Source organism: Cupriavidus basilensis OR16 (genome assembly GCF_000243095.1).
In the GTDB taxonomy this organism is placed as follows: domain Bacteria; phylum Pseudomonadota; class Gammaproteobacteria; order Burkholderiales; family Burkholderiaceae; genus Cupriavidus; species Cupriavidus basilensis_D.
In genome coordinates this window covers 80034-100948 of record NZ_AHJE01000057.1, presented here as the reverse complement: position 1 = coordinate 100948, position 20915 = coordinate 80034, and the positions used below count along the sequence as shown (strand labels likewise).

Annotated in this window: 16 protein-coding genes and 3 pseudogenes; 2 read left to right on the top strand and 17 right to left on the bottom strand. The window is 67.3% G+C overall.

Going from position 1 to position 20915, the window contains the following annotated elements:
* Positions 1-15: 15 nt before the first annotated feature.
* Both OR16_RS21650 and OR16_RS21645 read right to left on the bottom strand, forming a co-directional pair.
* A complete protein-coding gene (locus OR16_RS21650; protein WP_006160087.1) occupies positions 16-1464 on the bottom strand; it encodes a type II toxin-antitoxin system HipA family toxin in 1449 nt (482 codons plus the stop codon).
* A 2-nt stretch (positions 1465-1466) separates the two neighbouring features.
* Positions 1467-1718 carry a helix-turn-helix domain-containing protein gene (locus tag OR16_RS21645; protein ID WP_006160086.1) on the bottom strand — a complete coding sequence of 84 codons (252 nt, stop codon included), beginning with the start codon at positions 1716-1718 and terminating at the stop codon, positions 1467-1469.
* 253 nt (positions 1719-1971) lie between these two features.
* Between OR16_RS21645 and OR16_RS48360 the strand changes: the two are divergent.
* Positions 1972-3071 (top strand): annotated as a pseudogene (locus OR16_RS48360) (class I adenylate-forming enzyme family protein); the annotation flags it as partial.
* A 174-nt stretch (positions 3072-3245) separates the two neighbouring features.
* Positions 3246-3569, top strand: a complete 324-nt coding sequence (locus OR16_RS48355; protein ID WP_423739674.1) for an AMP-binding enzyme — start codon at positions 3246-3248, stop codon at positions 3567-3569.
* Here OR16_RS48355 and OR16_RS21635 read toward each other — a convergent pair.
* The 15 genes and pseudogenes from OR16_RS21635 to OR16_RS21575 form a co-directional block, all read right to left on the bottom strand.
* Complete coding sequence (locus OR16_RS21635) at positions 3566-4342, bottom strand: helix-turn-helix transcriptional regulator (protein WP_006160085.1); 777 nt, start codon at positions 4340-4342, stop codon at positions 3566-3568. The genes OR16_RS48355 and OR16_RS21635 overlap by 4 nt on opposite strands.
* A complete protein-coding gene (locus tag OR16_RS21630) occupies positions 4326-5978 on the bottom strand; it encodes a class I adenylate-forming enzyme family protein (protein WP_006160084.1) in 1653 nt (550 codons plus the stop codon). The genes OR16_RS21635 and OR16_RS21630 overlap by 17 nt, the downstream gene beginning before the upstream one ends.
* 35 nt (positions 5979-6013) lie before the next feature.
* On the bottom strand, positions 6014-7186 hold the full coding sequence (locus OR16_RS21625) for an ABC transporter substrate-binding protein (protein ID WP_006160083.1): 1173 nt from the start codon (positions 7184-7186) through the stop codon (positions 6014-6016).
* A gap of 45 nt (positions 7187-7231) precedes the next feature.
* On the bottom strand, positions 7232-9490 hold the full coding sequence (locus OR16_RS21620) for a 3-hydroxyacyl-CoA dehydrogenase NAD-binding domain-containing protein (RefSeq protein ID WP_006160082.1): 2259 nt from the start codon (positions 9488-9490) through the stop codon (positions 7232-7234).
* Positions 9491-9522: 32 nt separating this feature from the next.
* Positions 9523-11193: an AMP-dependent synthetase/ligase gene (locus OR16_RS44905; RefSeq protein ID WP_158001380.1), complete on the bottom strand. Its 1671-nt coding sequence runs from the start codon at positions 11191-11193 to the stop codon at positions 9523-9525.
* A 62-nt stretch (positions 11194-11255) separates the two neighbouring features.
* Positions 11256-11429: pseudogene (locus OR16_RS48350) on the bottom strand (ABC transporter ATP-binding protein); the annotation flags it as partial.
* A gap of 174 nt (positions 11430-11603) precedes the next feature.
* Positions 11604-12401 carry an ABC transporter ATP-binding protein gene (locus tag OR16_RS21610; RefSeq protein WP_006160079.1) on the bottom strand — a complete coding sequence of 266 codons (798 nt, stop codon included), beginning with the start codon at positions 12399-12401 and terminating at the stop codon, positions 11604-11606.
* A 12-nt stretch (positions 12402-12413) separates the two neighbouring features.
* Positions 12414-13490, bottom strand: a complete 1077-nt coding sequence (locus OR16_RS21605; RefSeq protein ID WP_006160078.1) for a branched-chain amino acid ABC transporter permease — start codon at positions 13488-13490, stop codon at positions 12414-12416.
* Between the two features lie 7 nt (positions 13491-13497).
* Entirely contained in the window at positions 13498-14271 is a 774-nt protein-coding gene (locus OR16_RS21600) for a branched-chain amino acid ABC transporter permease (RefSeq protein WP_006160077.1), read from the bottom strand.
* A 124-nt stretch (positions 14272-14395) separates the two neighbouring features.
* Positions 14396-14722 (bottom strand): hypothetical protein, encoded by a 327-nt coding sequence (locus OR16_RS47370; protein ID WP_272942863.1) that lies wholly within the window; start codon positions 14720-14722, stop codon positions 14396-14398.
* Between the two features lie 128 nt (positions 14723-14850).
* Positions 14851-15006: pseudogene (locus OR16_RS47365) on the bottom strand (thiopurine S-methyltransferase); the annotation flags it as partial.
* A 174-nt stretch (positions 15007-15180) separates the two neighbouring features.
* Positions 15181-16749 carry an acyl-CoA synthetase gene (locus OR16_RS21590; RefSeq protein WP_006160076.1) on the bottom strand — a complete coding sequence of 523 codons (1569 nt, stop codon included), beginning with the start codon at positions 16747-16749 and terminating at the stop codon, positions 15181-15183.
* Positions 16750-16822: 73 nt separating this feature from the next.
* Positions 16823-17608, bottom strand: coding sequence for an enoyl-CoA hydratase/isomerase family protein (locus OR16_RS21585; protein ID WP_006160075.1), 786 nt, complete (start codon positions 17606-17608; stop codon positions 16823-16825).
* 67 nt (positions 17609-17675) lie between these two features.
* On the bottom strand, positions 17676-19676 hold the full coding sequence (locus OR16_RS21580; protein WP_006160074.1) for an acetyl-CoA carboxylase biotin carboxylase subunit: 2001 nt from the start codon (positions 19674-19676) through the stop codon (positions 17676-17678).
* 39 nt (positions 19677-19715) lie between these two features.
* Entirely contained in the window at positions 19716-20870 is a 1155-nt protein-coding gene (locus tag OR16_RS21575; protein WP_006160073.1) for an acyl-CoA dehydrogenase family protein, read from the bottom strand.
* Positions 20871-20915: the final 45 nt, after the last annotated feature.

The window sequence follows — 20915 nt, the reverse complement described above, 5'->3', positions numbered from 1 at the left end:
GTCCTGTCAGTGGAGCTATCGGGTCGGGAATGGCGTGCGGCATGCAAGCCGGCATCCCTCGACCATAGGCCGCGCCGTGTGCTTCGTCTTGCGCAAAGTGGTCGGCCCCGCCAAACCCCAACCATAGCCAGGCGGCATGTGATCGAGCTGCCGGGCGGATGCCGCCAGCCCCTGCAGGATGCTGTCCGCCACCTTTTGCGGGAAGCCTGCCGGCAAGGCGGCACTAACCGTGGCGATCACCGCAGGCGTGCGCGCAATGAGCCGCTGGACGATGCCTTCCGCATCCGGGCCGTGGAAGCACTTGGGCGCCATGGCGTTGAAATGCCGGCGTTGCACGTCCTTGAACAGGTAATGCCGGTTCTTGCCGGCCACCGCCATGGCCAGCTTGGCCTTGTGCCATGACCACTGGTTTGCCCCAGCGCCAACCACCGGCCAGATCGACATCACGTCATAGAGCGGCGTCATCCGGTAGCGCCCCCCGGGCAGCAGGCGGATGCTGAAATTCTTGGCATGCCCGTCGGGCGCCGCCAGCATCCAGAACAGGATCTGCGTGGTGAGGAAGGCCTCCAGGTCTTCATCGGCGTGGGTCGATTGCCGCAGGATCTGGGCGATGTCGCGCATGCCCGGGCCGCCGTCCGCTTCGTATTTCAGGTGCGGCGCGACGCCGAGCGCCTGGCAGAAATCCTCCTGCGGCAGGCGCAGGATCCAGCCGCCCGAGGAATGCATCTGGCGGTCGAAGCGTTGCACGCTCAGTACCTTCTGGCTGGCGAACGTCTTGATCTCGCCATGCGCCACCGGCAGGCCGTAGGCGGCGAGGATGGCCAGGCACAGCCACTCGTTCTCGACCGAGGTGCTGAGGTCGGCGCGCTTGTTGCCCACCAGCCCGAGTGGCAGCTTGAGGATATGGGTGGTGGGCGTGGCGCCGTGGGGCTTCATCCACTGGTTCTCGTGCCACAGCAGCGCCGTCTTTTCCTGCGCGCCGGCCAGCGAGATGCGGAAGTCGTCGTCATCGTCCTGCGCGCCCATGCCGGTTGGGCTGACGGTCTGGCGCAGCCACCGCTCGATTTCCACATCGGACAGCGGCGAGCCATCGATGCGGTCGTGGCCTGCCGGCTGTTCGTTCTCGCCGAGCAATTGCACGGCGCCGACGCAATCGCGGCCGATGGCTTCCAGCAGGTCGAAGGCTTCGGTGGTTGCCGCCTTGAACCGCGTGGCCAGGCGCTTGCGGATGGCGTCGCTGTCGGGCAGCAGGTTGTCGAAGTAGTTGCGTACCCGGTCGCCCTTGAGCGGCGATGTATCGACGCCGAAGGGAAGCGACAGGGAGAGCGGGCGTCCGGCCGGCGAGGCCATCCAGCCAGGGTCGTACTGCAACTCCATGTCGCCCCGCGTGGGGATGCGCCACGTCCCTACCCGCTCGCCATTGGCCCATACCGACAATGCGCGCGCATGCGATCTGCGGCCCATGGCTACCACTCCACCGGCGAGGCCTCGGCCCCGGCCGTGCGTTTATCCTGCACGACGAGCTCCAGCCCCAGGACGCTGACCAGCGCCAGCAACTGGTCGGCGCTGATGCTGCCGGGGTTCAACTCCATGTGGGAGATGCGGCTCTGGCTGACATCCAGCCGCGCCGCGAGGTCCGTCTGGGACAGCTTGGCGGCACGCCGTGCGGATTGCAGCACTTGCCCGAGCTGGCTAGAGGTGGTGAGCAGCTGTTTCATCTTGGGGATCCAGGGTTACCCATGAAATGCGTAATCTCACTTTACAAACAATATGGGTAAATTGCAAATACCAGTTTAATGGGTATTTCGTAATTACCCATGTCATGCGTAACCCGTGCCCACAGAAACAACGCTAGCGCCAAACGCAGCTACCCAGCCACTTTCCGCAAGCCTTGCCCCACGCTCCTTGGCTACGCTTGGCCAATCCGACCTGTCCCAGGTCTTCGACGCATCCAACGCCAGGAGAGTCCGCATGATTGCCAACCCACCGCCCGCCACCATTGGCGCCGCTCTTCGCCAGGCCAGCCAGCGGTGGGGCCAGCGCACAGCCTACCTCTGCGGGCAGCAGGCCCACGGCTTTGCCGGGATGGAGGCCAGCTCCGCGAGGCTAGCTTGCGGGCTGCTTGGGCTCGGGATCAAGCGTGGCGAGCGCATCGGCGTGATCGGCCTGAACCAGATCGAATGGCTGCAGCTGTTCTTTGCCGCGACCCGCATCGGGGTGGCGGTGGTTGGCCTGAGCGTGCGCTACCGCGACAACGAGATCGAGCACATGGTGAACGACAGCGCGATCAAGGCGGTTTTCACGGTGCCGGACTGCGAGGGCTTTGATTTTCCCGCCATGCTGGCACGGCTGGCGCCGCGCATGCCGGGCTTGCAGCATGTGGTGGTGATCGATGCAGCGCCCCAGGCGGGGGCCGGATCCATGCGGCTCTCCGCGCTGCTGGCCACCGAGCGGGACATCGCCGCACTGGAAGCCGCCGAGGCGCAGGTGGTGCCGGAGGACCTGGCCATGGTGATCTACACCTCGGGCACCACCGGGCAGCCGAAGGGCGCAGGACTGTCCAATGGCAGCATGGTGGCGGCGGCCCTGGGGCAAGCGCGCCACGTGCGCACGACCGAGGCCGACCATATCCAGCTGGCCCTGCCCTTCAACCATGTGGGCGGCATCACCGCGGGGTGCTGAACTTCCTGCTGGGCGGCGGCACCTGCGAGCTCGTGCCGGCCTTCAAGGCGGACCTCGTGCTCGCCATGATGCGCCAGCACCCGCCCACCATCTTCTCTGGCGTGCCGACCATGGCCACGCTGCTGCTGATGCACCCTGACTCGGCCAAGGTGGATTTCTCCTCGGTCCGGCTCGTGATCGTGGGCGGCGCCACCGTGGACGCCGCGCTGCTGGAGCAACTGCAGGCGCGCATGCCGCAGGCGGCGGTGATGAACCTGTACGGCCTCTCGGAATCCTCTGGTGCGATCGTCATGACGCCCTGGGGCGCGGAGCGGCAGGACCTGATGCAATCGATCGGCCGCGTGTTCGATACCGCCACGGTGCGCGTGGTCTCGTTTACCGGCGAGGACGCAGCCGCGGGCGAGATCGGCGAGCTTTGCTTTCGCGGCGCTGGTGTTTGTCCGGGCTATGTGGGCGGCGCGGCCGGAGCCGATGGTTTCGATGCCCAGGGCTGGCTGCACTCGGGCGACCTGGGCTATGTGGACGCACGCGGCTATATCCACCTGAAGGGGCGCAAGAAGGATATGTATATCCAGGGCGGATTCAATGTCTATCCGGCCGAGATCGAAGGGGTGATCGCGCGCCATCCGGCGGTGATGATGGTGGCCGGCATTGGCGTGCCCGACCCCGTGCTGGGCGAGATCGGCCGCTATTACATCGTGCCCAAGCCCGGCTGCCAGGTCACGGAGCAGGAAATCCGCACGTACTGCGGTTCCCGGCTGGCCGACTACAAGGTGCCGCGCCAGGTGGTGCTGCGCGACGCGCTGCCGCTCACGCCGGCCGGCAAGATCCACAAGGCGGCCTTGCGCACGGAGAGCGCGTCGGACACCACTGCCCGGCGCGCCTAGCCGGGCATGCCGCTGCCCACCGCTGCGCGCTCGCCGATCAGGGCGAGCTTGCGCGACCCGGCGAAGATGTCGCTGGGTTTGAGCCCGAAGGCCTGCCGGATGGAATGGCTGAAATGGGTGGAGTCCGGGTAGCCGGTATCCAGCGCCACATGGGCCAGGTTGGAGTCCTGGGTGACATAGTGCAGCAGGCTGCGGGCGCGTTTCCAGGTACGAAAACTGCGAAACGGCGTGCCGACATCCTCCTTGAACAGGTGCAGGAAGCGCGAGAAGGAAAGATGGGCCGACGCGGCGCATGACTCGGCCGTGGCCGTGGCCGACGGCGCGCTGCGGATGCGCTGCACCACGGCCTCGATGCGCGGGTCCAGCTTGCGCGGCACCAACGCGTGCCCGAAGAAGATCTGGTCGAAGCTGTCCGCCCGCAGTTCCAGCTCCCGGCCGCGCTCGCTCAGGTAGGCATGGGCCTGGCGCACATGACGCACGAAGGCCGGATCATCCACCGGCCCTGCCCGGTCGCGTATCACCGTCGGCAGGCGCGCGAGGTCGATGCTCTCCGCTTCTAGCGCAAGGTCGCAGATCATGCGGTCGTCGCAAGCTACCGAGTGCGGCATGTACGCCGGCACCACCGCCAATTGCGTGGACTCCCAGGCCCCGTCATCAATCCGGATGCGAATGGGTGCACGCAACGCCACATAAATCAACAGCCCGCCCATGGTGCGGACCGACGGCGCGCCAAGCAGGCCGGCGTAGAACAACCGGTCAGGCGTGAGCCACATCACCCTGCCGGCTCCGCCACTGGCGCCGGCTGTCATGGGCGTCGCTGGCGGGCACGCAATGCCAAGTGCTTGCATGCTGGATCTTCCCGGTGGAGGTAGCTGGCAGCGCCGCCAGCAGCATCACCGCCTTGGGCACCTCGAAACCGCCCAGGTGGGCCTTGCAGTGCGCGCCCAATTCATCCTCTTCCACCCGTGCGCCGGGCTTCAAGGTCACGAAGGCCGTCACCGCCTCGCCCCACCGCGCGTGCGGCAGCCCGACCACGGCCGCGTTAGCCACCGCGGCATGGCGCAGCAGCACCTCTTCGACCTTGATCGAGGGCACATTCTCGCCCCCGCTCTTGATCATGTCCTTGATGCGGTCGAGGAACAGCAACTGGCCATCCTCGTCGAGCACACCGAGATCGCCGGAGTGATGCCAGCCGAAGCGTTGCACGCGGGCGGTCGCTTCCGGGTCCTTGTAATAGCCCAGCATCACGTTCGGCCCGCGGAACACGATCTCGCCGGGCTCGCCGGGGCCGAGCAGCCGGCCATCGTCGCCCATCACGGCCACCTCGTTGGCTTCCGTTCGCACGCCCCAGAAGGCGCCAAAGCGCTTGCGCTGCTCATCCGCCTCGAAGATGGTGGCCGCCGGGTACATCTCGGTCTGGCCCGAGCACAGGATGAAATTGGGGCAGAACGCATCGAGCAGGCGCAGCAGCAGGTTCTTGGGCAACGGCGCCATGCCGTAGATGCACAGCCGCACGCTGGAGAGGTCGGCCGCGGCAAACTGCGGATGCTCCAGCATCGCCCGGTACATCATCGGCAGCGCCACCACCACGGTGACACGGTGCCGCGCCAGCTCCGCCAGTACCCGGGCCGGATCGAAGCCGCGCCCGATCACCACGGCATGGCCGCCCAGCAGTGCGCTCATGGTATTGCCGTGCTGCGCGCAGTGGAACATCGGCAGCAGGCAGGTAAAGACTTCCCTCGCCGTCCCACAGCCGGTGTCGACCAGGTTGGCCGCCAGCACCGAATGCACCGAGGCATGGGAATGCATGACGCCCTTTTGCGGGCCGGTGGTGCCGCTGGTGTACATGATCTGCGCCAGCTGGCCGCTGGCGATGTCGACATCCGGCAGCGTGGCCGGCTGGCCGGCCAGCGCGTCGGCGTGCCGGGTCACGGCCAGCCCGGCCAGCCCGGCCATCGCGCCTGCCACCTCGCCGGCCGGCTCCAGCAGCACGACGGGAATGCGTGATGCCGCGACCAGCTCCCCGATGCCCGGCCGCGCCAGTACCGACGCATCCACCACCAGTCGTGTCACCTCCGCGTGTTCCAGGATGTACTGGATCGCGTCCGGGGCCAGCGCCGTATTGATCGGCACCCACACCATGCCCGCCTTCTGGATGCCCAGCAGCGCCACGATCATGTCGATCGAGTTGTTGCACAGCATGCCGACGCGCTCGGCGCTGTGCATGCCCTGGGCCAGCAGGTAATGGGCAAACTGGTTGGTGGCGGCTTCCAGCGCCGTATAGCTGAGGCTGTGGTCGCCCTCGATCAGTGCCGTCCTGGTGCCAAAGCGCCGGGCGCTTCGGTGGATCACATCCCCCAGGGCGATGCGCCCGATGCGCTCACGCGCCTGTTCCGTTGCCGTGCTCATGGTTGTCTCCGGTTGTTCATGGACGCCGCGCCCGCTCAGCGCATCTTGGGCGGGGGCAGCAGGTCGCTGGCCGGAATCCACTTGTCGCCCGCTACCTTCATGATGCGGATGCGGTCGTTGCTCAGGCGGTTGCTGGCGGAGACGTTGAAGCCCGGGTTGCCCAACGCGTCGGGCGGCAGCTTGGTCGATTCCATCGCAGCGTTGAACGTCTCTGCGCTCAGGTTGCGCCCGGCCTTGTCGGCAAGGGCGGCGAAGGTGATATAGGCGTAGTAGCTGAACATCGAGTACAAGCCCGGGTCTTCATTGAAGCGCTTCTTGTACGCGGCGCTCCACTGCCGCACGGCCGGGTTTGGATCGTCGGCATAGGGCAGCATGGTGAAGGCCGCGGCGTGGACACCGTCCAGCGCCTTGCCACCGAGCAGCGGCACCTGGTGCGCGTAGTTGGCCGAGGTCCCGGCGAAGACCGGGTTGAAGCCGATCTTGCGCGCTTCCTGCACCGACGCGATGTACTCGCGCATGGTGGAGGCATTGAACACCAGGTCACAGTTGGCCGCCTTGAGCCGTGCCATCTGCGAGGAAAAATCGGTGGCGCCGCGCTTGTACGAAACCTTTTCCACCAGCGTCATGTTCTTGGTCTTGAGATAGGCCTGCGCGCCTTCCATCGACTCCCGCCCGTAGTCGTCGTCCTGGTACAGCATGCCAACCCGCTGGTAAGGCTTCTGCTTGAGGAAGTAATCCATGATGGTGGTGGACATCAGGAAATTGGACGGCCCCAACGCGATCTTGTATGGGCTGGCCGGCTCGTACATATCGCGCGCCGCGCTTTGCGGCATGAAATTAAAGACTTTGCTTTGCAGCAGGAACGGCAGCGTCGCCATGTTGGGCGCCGTGCCCAGGTGGCCGATGATGGCGAACACGCCGTCCTGCGTGACGAGCTTCTGCGCGGCCAGCACGGCACGCTTGGGCTCGTAGCCGTTGTCTTCGACCACCACCCGCAGCTTGCGGCCCTGCACGCCGCCGCGCGCGTTGATCTCCTCCACAGCCATGGTCATGCCGTTGCGCGACTCCTTGCCGTAGTTCACGATCGGCCCGGACATGTCGGTAATCAGGCCGAGCACGATTTCCTTGTCGGTGACGCCGCGGCTCTGTGCGCTGGCCCCGGCACAGAGCGCGAGGGCAATGGCGGCGATGGTGGTCTTCAAGATCATGGTTGTCTCCTTGCGCTTTCGATTGATTGGTGGACTGCCTTGGCTTCAATGCACGCTCTGCGGCGGCTTGGGTCCCGACTGGATACGGCTTTGCACGGATAGCGATTCCGGCTGAAATGAGACGGGCGCATGGGGTTGTCCCTGGCCGCCCGCCGGTGCGGCATCGGCCGCGCTTGTCGGTGCAGACCAGTCGGACAAGCGCTGCCCGCCCCGCGCCAGCGCCGCCAGCAAGGGGGAAATATCCCAGTAGTCGTAAGGATTGCCGCGCAGCCGGGCGTAGCGCTCCAGCCCGGCTTTGATGCGGGGTAGCCCGATGCAGTCGGCCTGCCACACCGGCCCGCCGAGATAGTCGGGAAAGCCATAGCCAGCGGTCCACACCATGTCGATGTCGCCTGGCCGGCAGGCCATGCCCTCTTCCAGCAGCTTGGCGGCCTCGTTGATCAGCGGAAACATCAGGCGCTCGACGATCTCGGCATCGGCAATGTCCGTGCGGCGGACAATGCCGTGCGCACGGCCCAGCGCGGCGCAGATGCGCTCGGCCTCCGGGTCGGCCACTGGCTCGCCATCCGGGTAGCGGTAGTAGCCCGCGCCGCTCTTGCAGCCGAGCCGTCCCAGCATGAACAGGGTGCGCACCACTGCACGATACGCGGGATCGGGCGGCAGGCCGCCGGCCTTGCCGTATTCCAGCACGATCTTGGCGCCGGTATCGATGCCGGCCAGGTCCAGCATGCGGCACGGCCCCATCGCCATGCCGTAGGCCTGCATCACCGCATCCAGCCGCGCCGGGCTCACGCCTTCCATCAACAGGAACTCGCTCTCGCGCAGGTAAGCCTCGGCCATGCGGTTGCCGATAAAGCCGAAGCACACGCCCGTCACCACCGCCACCTTGCCGAGGCGCCGGGCCAGGTCCATGGCTGTCACCAGCACATCCGGCGCGATGGCGCTGCCACGCACCACCTCGATCAGCCGTCCGCCATTGGCCGGGTTGCGGAAATGCAGCCCGGCGAAATCCCCTGGCCGGCCGCTGGCCTCGGCCAGCACCTCCACGTCCAGCGTGGAGGTGTTGGTGGCGATGATCGCCCCTGGCTTGCAGATGCGGCCGAGACGGGCACACACCTGCTGCTTGAGCGCCATGTCTTCCACCACCGCCTCGATCACCAGCTCGCAGCCGGCCAGCGCGCCGTAGTCCAGCGTCCCCGCAATCAGGCCCATGCGCTTGGCCACCGCATCGGGCCGCAGCCGCCCGGCCGCGGCGCCGGCCTCGTAGTGGGCGCGCATCGCGGCTAAGCCCTTGGCCAGCGCGCCGTCGCTGGCCTCGACCAGCGTCACCGGCAAGCCGGCGTCCGCCAGGCTCATGGCGATGCGCCGGCCCATGGTGCCCGCGCCAACCACGCCGGCGGTATGCAGTGCGCGCGGCTTGATCCCCGACGGTATGCGGGGCACGCGGGCCGCCTGCCGTTCAGCAAAGAACAGGTGGCGCAACGCCCGCGATTCCGGCGAGGCCACGCAGGCGGCGAGCAAGGCTGCCTCGACCGCTTCGCCCTCGGCGAACGGCAGGGATGCCGCCGCCTCCACCGCCTGCACAATGGCCGCCGCGGCGGGATAGCGCGCGCGCTCCCGCGTGGCGTGCTGCAAGGCTTGCGTGAAGAAGCCCGGCGGGAGCCCGGCAACGGGCACGGACAGCGTGGACAGCCGGCGCGGCGGCACCCGCCTTTCCAGCAGGTCTTCGAGGAAGTTGAGGCCAGCCGCCAGCGGTTCGCCCGGCACCAGCGCATCGACGATGCCGGCGGCCAGCGCCGCCTCGGCGTCGAGCATGCGCCCGCTCAACATCAGGTCCAGCGCCAAGGGCGCCCCGCAGGCGCGCGGCAAGCGCTGCGATCCCAGCGAACCCGGCAGCAACCCCAGCTTGATCTCGGGCAGCCCGACCCGCGCGCCGGGCACGGCCACGCGGTAATGGCAGGCTAGCGCCAGCTCCAGCCCGCCGCCCAGCGCGGTGCCATGCAGCACGGCTGCCACCAGTCGCTCGCTGGCTTCGATCCGGGCCAGGATGCGGTTATAAGGCGCCGCCGTAAAATCTGGCGCGTCGAACTGGGCGATGTCGCCGCCCGCCACAAAGGTCCGGCCCGCGCACCAGATCAGCAAGCCATCGAGCGAGGGATCCGCCTCGAAGGCGGCCAGTTGCGCATCCAGCCCCGCCACCGTGGCCACCGACAGCGCATTGACCGGCGGATGGTCGATGCACAACAGGCCGATGCGCCCGTGCCGGACCAGGCTGACCGCAGCGGTGTTGCCCGCATGGCTCATGGCGCCTCCAGTTCGGTTGGTATGGCTTGCGTTCAGGCCACCTTGGCCAGGTACATGGACTCGATCAGTTCGCTGTATTTGTCGTTGACCAGCTTGCGCTTGAGCTTCATGGTCGGGGTCAGCTCCTCGTCCTCGGCGCCAAGGCGCGTCTCGATCAGCCGGAACGCCTTGATCTGCTCGACCCGCGCGAACTGCTGGTTGACCTTGTCGATCTCCTGCCCCACCAGCGCGATCACCTCCTTGCTGCGGCACAGCGAGCCGTAGTCGGAGAAATGCACGTCGTGCTCCTGGGCCCACTGCTCCACGTTGTCCTGGTCGATCATCACCAGGCAGCTCAGGTAGGGCCGGCGATCGCCGATTACCACGGCGTCGGTCACATAGGGGCTGAACTTGAGCTGGTTCTCCCACTCGGATGGCGTGACGTTCTTGCCGCCCGCGGTGATGATCAGGTCCTTCATGCGGTCGGTGATGTAGAAGTAGCCCTGCGCGTCCACCCGGCCCACGTCGCCGGTGCGCAGCCAGCCGTCGGCCATGGTCTCGGCGGTCTTGGCGGGCAGGTTCAGGTAGCCCATGAAGACTTGCGGGCCCCGCACCAGCAGTTCGCCTTCGTGCGAGACCTTCACCTCGGTATGCGGCAAGGCAATGCCGATGCTGCCAGGGCGCATCCGCCCCGGCGGGTTGCAGGTGGCCGCGCCGGTGATCTCGGTCATGCCCCACAGCTCATGCAGCACGATCCCCAGCGCCATATACCAGCGGATCAGGTCGGGCGAGATCGGTGCCGCGCCGGTTACCGCCAGCTGCACGCGGTTCAGGCCCATCATGCGGCGCACATTGCCCAGCACCAGGGTATCCCACACGCGCGGCACGGCCAGGAAGGCATCAGGCTGGATCTCGCGGATATTGTCGAAGATGGTGTCGGGATTCTCGACGAAGTTGACCACCGCCCCGGACAGGATCGAGTAGTACTCGCCAAAGATCCGCTCCGAGACGTGGCACAGCGGCAGGAAGGCCATGCGCTCGCCAATGGTGGTGGCGGGCAGGAAGTCGCGCAGCGTCAGGCAACTGCGCAGCACATTGCGGTGCGACAGCATCGCGCCCTTGGGCCGTCCGGTGGTGCCGGACGTATAGACCAGCACCGCCAGCGCATCAGCGCTGCCGGCGGCCAGCCGCGCCTGCACCAGCCCCGCTTGCCGCGCCCGCGTTTGCCTGCCCAGCGCCAGCAGCGCGTCGAAGCTGAGCACGGCGGGGTCATCGAAGCTGGCCAGCCCTTCCATGTCGTACACCACCACCTTGCGCACCCGTGGCAGGCGTTCGCGCACCTCCAGGTACTTGTCCAGCTGCTCCTCGTTCTCGACGAAGAGCATGACGCTGCCCGAGTCGTGGCACAGGTACTCCACCTGCGCGGGCGAATCGGTCGGATAGATGCCGCTGACCACCGCGCCGGCCGTCAACGCGCCCAGGTCGCTCCACACCCATTCCCGGTTGGTATTGGACAGCACCGACACCACCTCGCCCGCCCGCAGGCCCAGCTCGGCCAGGCCGGCGGCGACATCAGCCACGATTTCGCCCACTTCGCGCCAGCGATAGCTGCGCCAGACGCCGAGATCCTTCTGCCGCATCATCACGGCGTCGCCGCGCTGGGCCACGGCGTGCCAGAACATCTGCGGCAGGGTCTCGAAGGCCGCTTCGGAAAGGGGCTGCATGGTGTGCGCTGTCGCCATTGCCATTGCCATTGATTGCTCTCAACTGGTGATCGTTTAGCGCCCTACCGCCAGGTCTTGCGCTTCTTCCAGCGGCGCTCGCCGCGAACGCCGCTGTCCTTCATGCCGAGATAGAACTCCTTGATGTCGTCCTTCTCGCGCAGCACGGCGCAGGTGTCCTCGGCCACGATGCGGCCGTTCTCCAGCACATAGCCATAGTCCGCCGCGTTGAGCGCCATAGGTGGTCTTGCCCGCGCCGTTGGCGCCGAGCACGGTGGCGATGCTGCCGCGCTGCACGGCAAGGCTCACGCCCCGGATCGCCTTGACCGGGCCGTAGGCACTTTCCACGTTGGCCAGTGCCAGCACGGGCGTGTCCTGGATTTCGCGCATCTTGTCAGCGCCTTGCATCAGGTTCATGCCGCCCTCCGCAATGAGGCCACATCATCCACCGTGCCCAGGTAAGCCTCGATCACGCCGGGGTGCGCCTGCACCTCGGCCGGCGTGCCCTGCGCCAGCACCAGGCCCTGGTTCATCGCCAGCACCCGGTCCGACACGCGCGACACCAGGCTCATGTCGTGCTCCACCATCAGCACGGTGATGCCCAGCTCGCTCTGGATGTCGCGGATCCACCAGGCCATGTCCTCGGTCTCTTCCACGTTCAGCCCGGAGGAAGGCTCATCGAGCAGCAACAGCCGCGGGCTGCTGCACAAGGCCCGCGCCAGCTCCACCACCTTGCGTACGCCATAGGGCAGGCCCGCCACCAGCGCGTCGCGGTGCGCCTGCAGGTCCAGCAACTCGATCATCTCCTCGGCCTTGTGGCGTGCGGCCAGCTCCGAGCGGCGCGCGGCGGGGGCGAACAGCAGGTCGGCCCAGAAGCCGGCGGCCCGGTGCGTGTGGTAGCCAATCAGCAAGTTCTGCAGCACCGTGGCGTGCTCGAACAGCTCGATATTCTGGAAGGTGCGCGCGATGCCCTGCGCGGCGATCGCGTGTGGCGGCAACCGCGTCAGGGCGCTGCCCTGCCACAGGATCTCGCCGCTGGTGGGCGGATAGATGCGGCTGATCAGGTTGAACACCGTGGTCTTGCCGGCCCCGTTGGGCCCGATCAGCGTAAAGACCTCGCCGCGCCGCACATCGAAGCTCACGCCGCCAAGCGCCAGCACGCCGCCAAAGCGGACCGACAGCTCGCGCACGCTGAGAAGAGTGTCTGTCATGTGCGGGCCTCCTTATTTCAGGCGCTCGGAGCGCTGGAAGGCCTTCTGGCGCCGGAACATGCCCTGGCGATAGAAGGGAAACAGCTCCAGGTACGTGCGGATCTTGCACCAGCGCCCGTACAGCCCCATTGGCTCGAACAGCACGAACGCCATCAGCACCAGCCCGTACACCAGCGCCTGCAGGCCGCTGGCCTGCGCGATGGCAGGCGGCAGGAAATCCTTCGCCAGCACGATCATCTGCGGCATGACGATCAGGAAGATCGCGCCAAGAAAGGCACCATGCACCGAACCCAGCCCGCCCACCACAACCAGCAGCAACAGATCGATGGACTGGGCGATGCCAAACTGCTCGGGCGAGAGATAGCGCAGCTTGTGGGCATAAAGTGCCCCCGCGATGCCAACCAGCGCGGCGGACAACGCAAACGACAAGGTCTTGTAGCGCGCCAGGTGGATCCCCATGCTCTGCGCCGAGATCTCCGAGTCCCGGATGGCGATGAAGGCCCGCCCAGTGGCGCTGCGCAGCAGGTTGAGCACCGCCAGCGTGGCCAGCAGGCAAACCGCGAGCGACAGGTAGTAGAAGGCCACCGGCCCATCCAGCACATAGCCCCACAGTTGCGGCGCGGCCACCGGCAGGCCGGCGTTGCCGCCGGTCACGCTTTCCCAGCGCGCCAGCACTTCCTCCACGATCAGGCCGAAGGCCAGCGTCGCGATGGCCAGGTAGACGCCCTTGACGCGCAACGCTGGCAGCCCCACCACCACGCCCGCCAGCGCCGAGAGCGCTGCCGCCGCTAGCAAGGCCGGCACGAATGGCACGCCATGGCTGGTTAGCCACGCCTGCGTATAGGCGCCCACGCCAAGGAAGGCCGCGTGGCCGATCGACAGCAGCCCCGTGTAGCCGGACAGTACCATCAGGCCCAGGCCCGCGATGGCGTAGATCAGGACAAAACCAAGTTGCGCGATCCAGTAGCTGCTGGCCCAGCCCGGCGCGATCAGCAGGCAAGCCAGCAGCAGGCCGTACCAGAACACATGGCCAGGGTGCCTGGCCAGGCGCAGGTCCTGGCGATAGTCGGTCTTGAAGAGGAATCGCATCGCGTCTCTACACCTTTTTACGCAGGTTCTCGCCGAACAGGCCATTCGGCTTGACCACCAGCATGATCAGCACCACGACATAGGCCGCGACGTCCTTGAAGCCCTCAGGCAGGTAGAAGCCCGCCAGCGACTCCACCACCCCGATCACCAGCCCGCCCACGATCGCGCCCGGCAGGCTGCCAAAGCCGCCCACCACCGCCGCGGGGAAGGCCTTGAGGCCGAGCATGCCCATGCTGGCGTGGACAAAGGTGATGGGCGCCAGCAGCAGGCCGGCGATCGCGGCGACCGATGCTGACAGGCCCCACACCAGCCCGTTGAGCCGTCGCACCGGGATGCCCATGTAATAGGCGGCAAGCTGATTCTGCGAACTGGCCTGCATGGCCACGCCGATGCGGCTGTAGCGGAACACCAGGTAAAGCACCACGCAAAGCGCGGCGGTGGCGCCGATGACCGCCACCTGCTCCACGCTCAGCACCAGGCCGCCGGTACGCCAAACCATGCCCTGGTAAGGCACCGGCAAGGTATGCGTGCCGGCGCCGATGCCCGGCACCATGGTGATCAGGCCGCGCATCACGTAGCCCATGCCGATGGTCAGCATCACCACGGTGAACTGCGGCTGGCCCAGGATGGGGCGAATCGCCAGGCGCTCGACCAGCATGCCGAAGCCGGCCATGCCCGCCACCGTCAACGGCACCGCCAGGATCAGTGGCAACCCGAGCATGGTCAGCACCACGCCGGCGAAGGCGCCCAGCATCATGAACTCGCCCTGGGCAAAGTTCACCGGTGCGCGTCGCCGTGTTGCCACAGATGCCACCGTAACAAAACTACCGGGGTGGCTCTTGTGTGGACTGGCTGTAAATGGATCGGGGATTACCCATGGGTGCCGGCGATCGCGGCTAGGCGGATCAGCGGCGCACCAGCATCACGGCAAGCTCGAACGCGCCACTGGGATGCGTCACGGCGCCGAAGGGCGGCTTGGGCCAATCCCACAACCGGGCAGGGAACAGCGCGCGCATGGCGTTGATGTCGCAGTGATACGGCGGCCCCTCCACCATGCCCTGGCCGGCACTGTCGCGGCGCATCTGCATGAACAAGGCGAACAGGCGCCCTCCGGGACGCAGCCAGGCATGGAGCTGGGCGGCATAACGGGTCCAGTGGTCGGGATGCAGCGCGCACAGGCAGGTCTGCTCATAGACGGCGTCCACGGGTGCCGCGGGCTGCCATTGCAGCACGTCCGCCTCCTCCAGGTCCGCCAGCAGTTGCGCCTGTTCGAGTCGGGCGAGCGTGCGGGCAAGCGCCCGGGCGCGTAGTCGATGCCGCTGACTTGCGCGCCATGCGCGGCCAGTGCGGCTACTTCCCAGCCACCGCCGCAGCCGGGCACGAGCACGCGCTCGCCTGCCTGGATGGCGCCTTGTGCTAGCCAGGCTTGCAGTTGGGGGCTGGCGGCTTCGCGTTCCCAGGGGGTCTGCCCGGATTCGAAGCGGGCTTGCCAGAAGTCGATGGTGGGTCCTGCCATTGGTTGCTCCTCTTCTTTTTTATGCGGTCATTGGCCTGCGGGGGTGGTCGCTTGTTTCTTTGTACGGCGTTGGTTATTGGGCCCAAGAGCGTACGACATCCCCCTGCGGGGATGTCGTACGCTCTTGGGTCCAATAACCATCGCCGCAAAAAGAAACCGCGAGAAACAGCGCCCCTACCCCATCTCCCTCAACCTAACCTTCAACACCTTCCCCGTAGGATTCCGCGGCAACGCCGCCACCACCCGTAACGCCCGCGGCAACTTGTACCGCGCCAGCCGCGGTTCCGCAAACGCCTGCAGCGCTTCCAGCGTCAGGCTGGCGCCCGGCTTGAGTGCCACCACCGCCACCACGTGCTCGCCCCAGCGCGCGTCGGGTGCGCCGATCACGGCGACCTCGGCGATGGCGGGGTGCTCGTACAGCACGCTTTCGACCTCGGCCGGGTAGACGTTTTCGCCGCCGGTGATGACCATGTCCTTGAGGCGGTCGCAGATGTAGTAGAAGCCTTCTTCATCGGCGTAGCCGACGTCGCCCGTGCGGAACCAGCCGCCCTCGTAGAAGGCGCCAGCCGTGGCGTCCGGGCGGTTCCAGTAGCCTTTCATGATGTTGCCGCCGCGCGCGCAGATTTCTCCGCGTGCTTGCGGCTCGGTCAGCGGCTTGCCATCGAAGCCGCGGATGCAGACCTCGGTCATCATGGCCGGCGTGCCGCAGGAGCCGAGCTTGTCGCGCGCGCGCTCCGGGGCGAGGAAGGTCGTCGCGGCGGCGGTCTCGGTCAGGCCGTAGCCTTGGTTGACCGGGATGCCGCGCCCCGCGAACAGGCGCAGCAGCGGCTCGGGCATGGGGGCGCCGCCGACCGAAATGGTCCGCAGGCTCGACAGGTCCGCCCGCGCGAAATCCGGGTGCTGGCTGACGAACAGCAGCATGGCGGGCACCGCGAAGCTGACCGTCACGCGGTGTTTGGCCACTGCCTGCATGACGGCTGCGGCGTCGAAGCTGCGCTGCAGTACGAGATGGCCGCCCGCCATGAGGATGGGCAAGCTCACGCAGCACATGCCGCCGACATGGAACAGGGGCGCGAAGTTGAGCGCGACATCGGTGCTGGCGAGGTCGCTCAGCGTCATCACGTTCAGGTTGTTGGCCCAGAAGTTGCCATGCGTGAGCATGGCGCCCTTGGGGTGTCCGGTGGTGCCCGAGGTGTACATGATCGCGGCCACTTCATCCGGATGGGTGGGCACCGGCGGCGCGGCATTGGCTTGCGCCATCCGCGACATCAGGCCTTCCCAGCCCGGCGCATCGTTGCGCCGCAGGTAGCGCTGGCATTCCAGCGCCGGGCGCGCTTCATCGATCAGGCCGGCATAGTCCTCATCGGCGAACAGCGTATGCACGCCCGCATCGTTGACGATAAAGGCCAGCTCCGGCCCGGTGAGCCGGAAGTTGAGCGGCACGAAGATGGCGCCCAGCCAGCCGCAGGCGAACTGCGTCACCAGGAACAGCGGGTCGTTCAGGCCCAGGTAGCCCACGCGCTGGCCGCGTCCGACGCCGCCCGCGGCCAGCACGGCGGCCATCTTCGCGGCGTCGGCCACCAGTTCGGCATAGGTCCAGGTCTGCCCCGCGCATGTCAGCGCCGGGCTGCGGGGGCTGCGCGCGGCGCGTCGGCCCAGCCATTGCGCCATGCCGAGCGCCAGGAGGGCGGCGCTGTCGCTGGCCGGTTGGGTGGACGATGTGGTCGACGATACATTGTGCATAGGCAGCTCCCCTTCGCTCAGACGTTGCAGACACCGCCGGCGCGCCCTGCCCGGCGCGCGCCTCGCCGGTTGTTCACCTGCCGGTCCAGACCGGCGTGCGCTTCTCGTTGAAGGCGGCCAGGCCTTCGCGCGCGTCTTCGGTCATCACCAGCAGCGCGATCTGGCTTTCGGTATAGGCGATGCCTTCGGTAAAGCTCATCGACGCCATGGCTTGCATGGCGTACTTGCCGCGCCGGATCGCGGTGGGCGACTTGTCGGCCACGCGGGCGACCAGCCATTCGGTGCGCGCGTCCAGCTCCCCCGGCGCTGCCAGGTGGTTGACCAGGCCGGCGGCCTTGGCCTCGGTGGCGGAAAACGGCTCGCCGCTGATGCACCACTCGCGCACCAGCCGGGGCGGCGCCAGCGTCTGCAGCAGGCTCAGCACCTGCATCGGGAATACGCCTACCTTGACCTCCGGCAGGCCAAACAAGGCACTGTCGGCGGCGACAGCCATATCGGTCATGCACAGCAGGCCCATGCCGCCGGCCATGCAGGTGCCGTTGATCCGCGCGATGCTTGGCAGCGTGGCTTGCTGGGACTCGCGCAGCATGTCCGCGTAGTCCACATTGGGCTGCGACAGGTCGAAGGCAAAGCCCTTGCCCGGCTGCAGGTCGCCACCGGCGCAGAATGCCTTGTCGCCGGCGCCGGTCAGCACGATGGCGCGAATGGCCGGGTCAGCATGCGCGGCGCGGTAGCCCGCACGGATGCCGGCTACCACTTCCTTGTTGATGGCGTTGCGCTTGTCCGGCCGGTTGATGGTGATCCAGAACGCGGCGCCGCGTTTTTCGTGGAGGACGGCTGGGGTTTCCGATTCGCTCATGGTGCTCCGCTGGATGGGCTATGCCCGTGTGTTGGGAAATGGTCTGACGGATGACGGCGCGACAGGCTCAGGCGGCAGCCTTTACCGGTTCTGCCAGCGGCACCTCGAACTCGATCTCCGCGATCACGCGCATGGCGGCGGCCTGGTCGCCAACCTGCACATGGATGGCGCCGACCCTGCCGGCGGCCGGGGCCACGTGGATGTGCTCCATCTTCATGGCTTCCAGCGTCACCATGGGCTGGCCTGCCTCGACCTGGTCGCCCGCGGCCACCATCACGTTGACCACCCGCCCGTTCATGGAGGCGCGCAGCTTGCCATCGCCGGCGGCCTCGCCAGCTCGTGCGGCTGCCGCCCGCGTGTGGTCCTCGATGCGTAGCGGCGTGCCCTGGTAGTGCAGCAGCAGCGTAGTGGCATCGCGATGGAAGGTGGCGCTTTCGACCAGGCCATCGCAATGGAAACGCAGCCAATGCTCGGTCAGCGCGAGGGTTTCGAAGGCAAAGCGCGACTCGCCCATGGTGACCTCGAAGCGATTGCCGCCGCCGAATGCCAGGCTGGCCTGATGCTCCGCACCGTCGACCCGGTAGCGCAAGCCGATTGGCAGCGTGGGGGCCAGGCTCGCGGCTGGCGTGCCCGGGCCGCGCTCCGGCGAGGTTTCATACAGGAGCAGCGCCGCCAGCGCGGCAGCGCGCTGGCGCAGTGCCGCATCGGGTTGCAGCAGCGCGTCCTGGTGCTGGCCGATGAAGGCGGTGGTGGCATCCCCCGCGGCAAAGGCGGGATGGGCGAGGCAGCGGCCAAGGAACACCTGGTTGGTGGTCACGCCAAGCGCCACCAGGTCTTCCAGGCCTCGGGACAGCTTGCGCCGCGCTTCGTCGCGCGTCCCGCCGTAGCTGACCAGCTTGGCGATCATGGAGTCGTAATAAGGCGGGATCGCGGCGCCGCTGCCCAGCGCATGCTCTACGCGCAAGGCGGACGGGGCCTGCCACAGCGCAATCTCGCCGCTTTGCGGCATAAAGCCTTGGTCGGCGTCCTCGGCGCACAGCCGCACTTCGATGGCGTGGCCGGAAAAACGTATGTCTTCCTGCTTGAGCGGCAACGGCTCGCCCGCGGCAATCCGCAGTTGCAGCGCCACCAGGTCCAGGCCGGTGATGGCCTCGGTCACGGGATGCTCCACCTGCAGTCGCGTATTCATCTCCATGAAGTAGTAGTTGCCGTCGCGGTCGAGCAGGAATTCCAGTGTGCCGGCACCTTCATAGCCAATCGCCTTGACGGCGGCCACGGCGGTGGCGCCCATGCGGGCCCGTAGCTCGGGGCTCACCGCGGGGGACGGCGCCTCTTCGATCAGCTTTTGGTGGCGCCGCTGCACCGAGCAGTCGCGCTCGCCCAGGTGGATGGCGTTGCCATCACGGTCGGCCAGGATCTGGATCTCGATATGGCGCGGCTCCACCACGGCCCGTTCCAGGATCACCTCGGGATCGCCAAAAGCGCCCTGCGCCTCCGAGCGCGCGCTGCGCAGCAGCTCGGGAAAGGCCCGCGCGTCCGGCACCAGCCGCATGCCGCGCCCGCCCCCTCCCGCGGTGGCCTTGATCATGACCGGAAAGCCGATGCGCTCGGCCTCGGCGCACAGGCGCGCCTCGTCCTGGTCTTCGCCCTGGTAGCCCGGGATGCACGGCACGTCCGCGGCCATCATCAGCCGCTTGGCGCCGGCCTTGTTGCCCATCGCCACGATGGACTCGGCCGACGGGCCGATAAAGACCAGTCCCGCCTCGCGGCAGGCGCGGGCAAAGGCGGGATTCTCCGCCAGGAAGCCGTAGCCGGGATGCACGGCATCGGCGCCGCACCGCCGCGCTGCCTCGATGATGGCGTCGATGCGCAGGTAGGACTGCGCCGGCGGCGCCTCGCCGATATACACCGCCTGGCCGGCCTCCTGGACATGGCGCGCACCGGCGTCGGCGCTGGAGTAGACCGCCACCGTGCGGTAGCCCAGCGCGGTGGCGCTGCGCATGACGCGCAAGGCGATTTCGCCCCGGTTGGCGATCAGGATCTTGTGAAATGGCGTGGGCTGCTTCATGGTGGCCTGGTCTGCTCTCTGGTCTTTAGCTTTGAATGCTTACTTCGACTGGGGGAAGGTGCCCATGAACTTGCACAGGATCTGCATCATGACCTCGTCGGCGCCGCCGCCGATGGAGGTGAGCCGCCCGTCCCGGAAAATGCGCGAGATCGGGCTCTCCAGCACGTAGCCCATGCCGCCCCAGAACTGCAGGCAGCGATCGGCCACCTCGCGCGACAGCCGGCCGGCCTTGAGCTTGGCCATGGTGGCCAGGCGGGTGGCATCCTCGCCACGCACCATCATCTCCACGGCGCGCCAGCACAGCGCGTGCAGCGCTTCCACTTCGGTCTGCAGCTCAGCCAAGGTGTAGTGCACCCACTGGTTATCCAGGATGGAGCGGCCAAACGCCTTGCGCTCGCGCGTGTACTCGATGGTGAGATCGATCGCCTTGGCGCATCGGCTGGCGGAACTGAGCGCGCCCCACAGGCGCTCCACCTGGAACTGTTCCATCTGGTAGGTGAAGCCCATGCCTTCCTCGCCGATGCGGTAGCGCTGCGGCACCCGCACGTCGTCGAAGTACAGCTGCGCGGTATCGGACGAGTCCATGCCGATCTTGCGGATCTTCTTGGCCACCGAAACGCCGCGGGTCTTCATGGGCACCACGATCAGCGTCTTGTTGCGGTGCGGCGCTCCGTCCGACGTATTGGCCAGCACGCAGCAGAAATCGGCCTGGGTGCCGTTGGTGGTCCACATCTTGCCGCCGTTGATGATGTAGTCGTCGCCGTCGCGCCGCGCCGTGGTCTTGATCGAGGCCACATCGGAGCCGCTGCCTACCTCCGAGACGCCCAGGCAGGCCACGTACTCGCCGCGGATCGCGGGCGCCAGGAATTCGCGGCGCAGCGCCTCGCTGCCGTGGTGGGCCAGGGCCGGGGTGGCCATGTCGGTCTGCACGCCGATGGCCATGGGCACGCCGCCGCAGTTGATGTCGGACAGCGTTTCCGCCAGCACCGCGCTGTAGGAGTAATCGAGGCCCATGCCGCCGTCTTCTTCCGGCTTGGACAGGCCCAGCAGGCCTAGATCGCCCATCTTGCGGAAGACCTCATGCGCCGGGAAGATCTCGGCCTCCTCCCAGGCGTCGACATGCGGATTGATCTGCTCGGCGATAAAGCGCTTGATGGTGGCGCGCAGCGCCTCGTGTTCGGGTGTCAACAGCATGTGGCAGGTCTCCGTTCTATCGTTCCATCGTTCTATTGTTCAGGG

What these genes read in the sequence shown, in the direction of transcription:
- OR16_RS21650 (WP_006160087.1), bottom strand. Translation starts at nt 1,464, where the DNA reads ATGGGCCGCAGATCGCATGCGCGCGCATTGTCGGTATGGGCCAATGGC.
- OR16_RS21645 (WP_006160086.1), bottom strand. Translation starts at nt 1,718, where the DNA reads ATGAAACAGCTGCTCACCACCTCTAGCCAGCTCGGGCAAGTGCTGCAA.
- OR16_RS48355 (WP_423739674.1), top strand. Translation starts at nt 3,246, where the DNA reads ATGTATATCCAGGGCGGATTCAATGTCTATCCGGCCGAGATCGAAGGG.
- OR16_RS21635 (WP_006160085.1), bottom strand. Translation starts at nt 4,342, where the DNA reads ATGTGGCTCACGCCTGACCGGTTGTTCTACGCCGGCCTGCTTGGCGCG.
- OR16_RS21630 (WP_006160084.1), bottom strand. Translation starts at nt 5,978, where the DNA reads ATGAGCACGGCAACGGAACAGGCGCGTGAGCGCATCGGGCGCATCGCC.
- OR16_RS21625 (WP_006160083.1), bottom strand. Translation starts at nt 7,186, where the DNA reads ATGATCTTGAAGACCACCATCGCCGCCATTGCCCTCGCGCTCTGTGCC.
- OR16_RS21620 (WP_006160082.1), bottom strand. Translation starts at nt 9,490, where the DNA reads ATGAGCCATGCGGGCAACACCGCTGCGGTCAGCCTGGTCCGGCACGGG.
- OR16_RS44905 (WP_158001380.1), bottom strand. Translation starts at nt 11,193, where the DNA reads ATGCAGCCCCTTTCCGAAGCGGCCTTCGAGACCCTGCCGCAGATGTTC.
- OR16_RS21610 (WP_006160079.1), bottom strand. Translation starts at nt 12,401, where the DNA reads ATGACAGACACTCTTCTCAGCGTGCGCGAGCTGTCGGTCCGCTTTGGC.
- OR16_RS21605 (WP_006160078.1), bottom strand. Translation starts at nt 13,490, where the DNA reads ATGCGATTCCTCTTCAAGACCGACTATCGCCAGGACCTGCGCCTGGCC.
- OR16_RS21590 (WP_006160076.1), bottom strand. Translation starts at nt 16,749, where the DNA reads ATGCACAATGTATCGTCGACCACATCGTCCACCCAACCGGCCAGCGAC.
- OR16_RS21585 (WP_006160075.1), bottom strand. Translation starts at nt 17,608, where the DNA reads ATGAGCGAATCGGAAACCCCAGCCGTCCTCCACGAAAAACGCGGCGCC.
- OR16_RS21580 (WP_006160074.1), bottom strand. Translation starts at nt 19,676, where the DNA reads ATGAAGCAGCCCACGCCATTTCACAAGATCCTGATCGCCAACCGGGGC.
- OR16_RS21575 (WP_006160073.1), bottom strand. Translation starts at nt 20,870, where the DNA reads ATGCTGTTGACACCCGAACACGAGGCGCTGCGCGCCACCATCAAGCGC.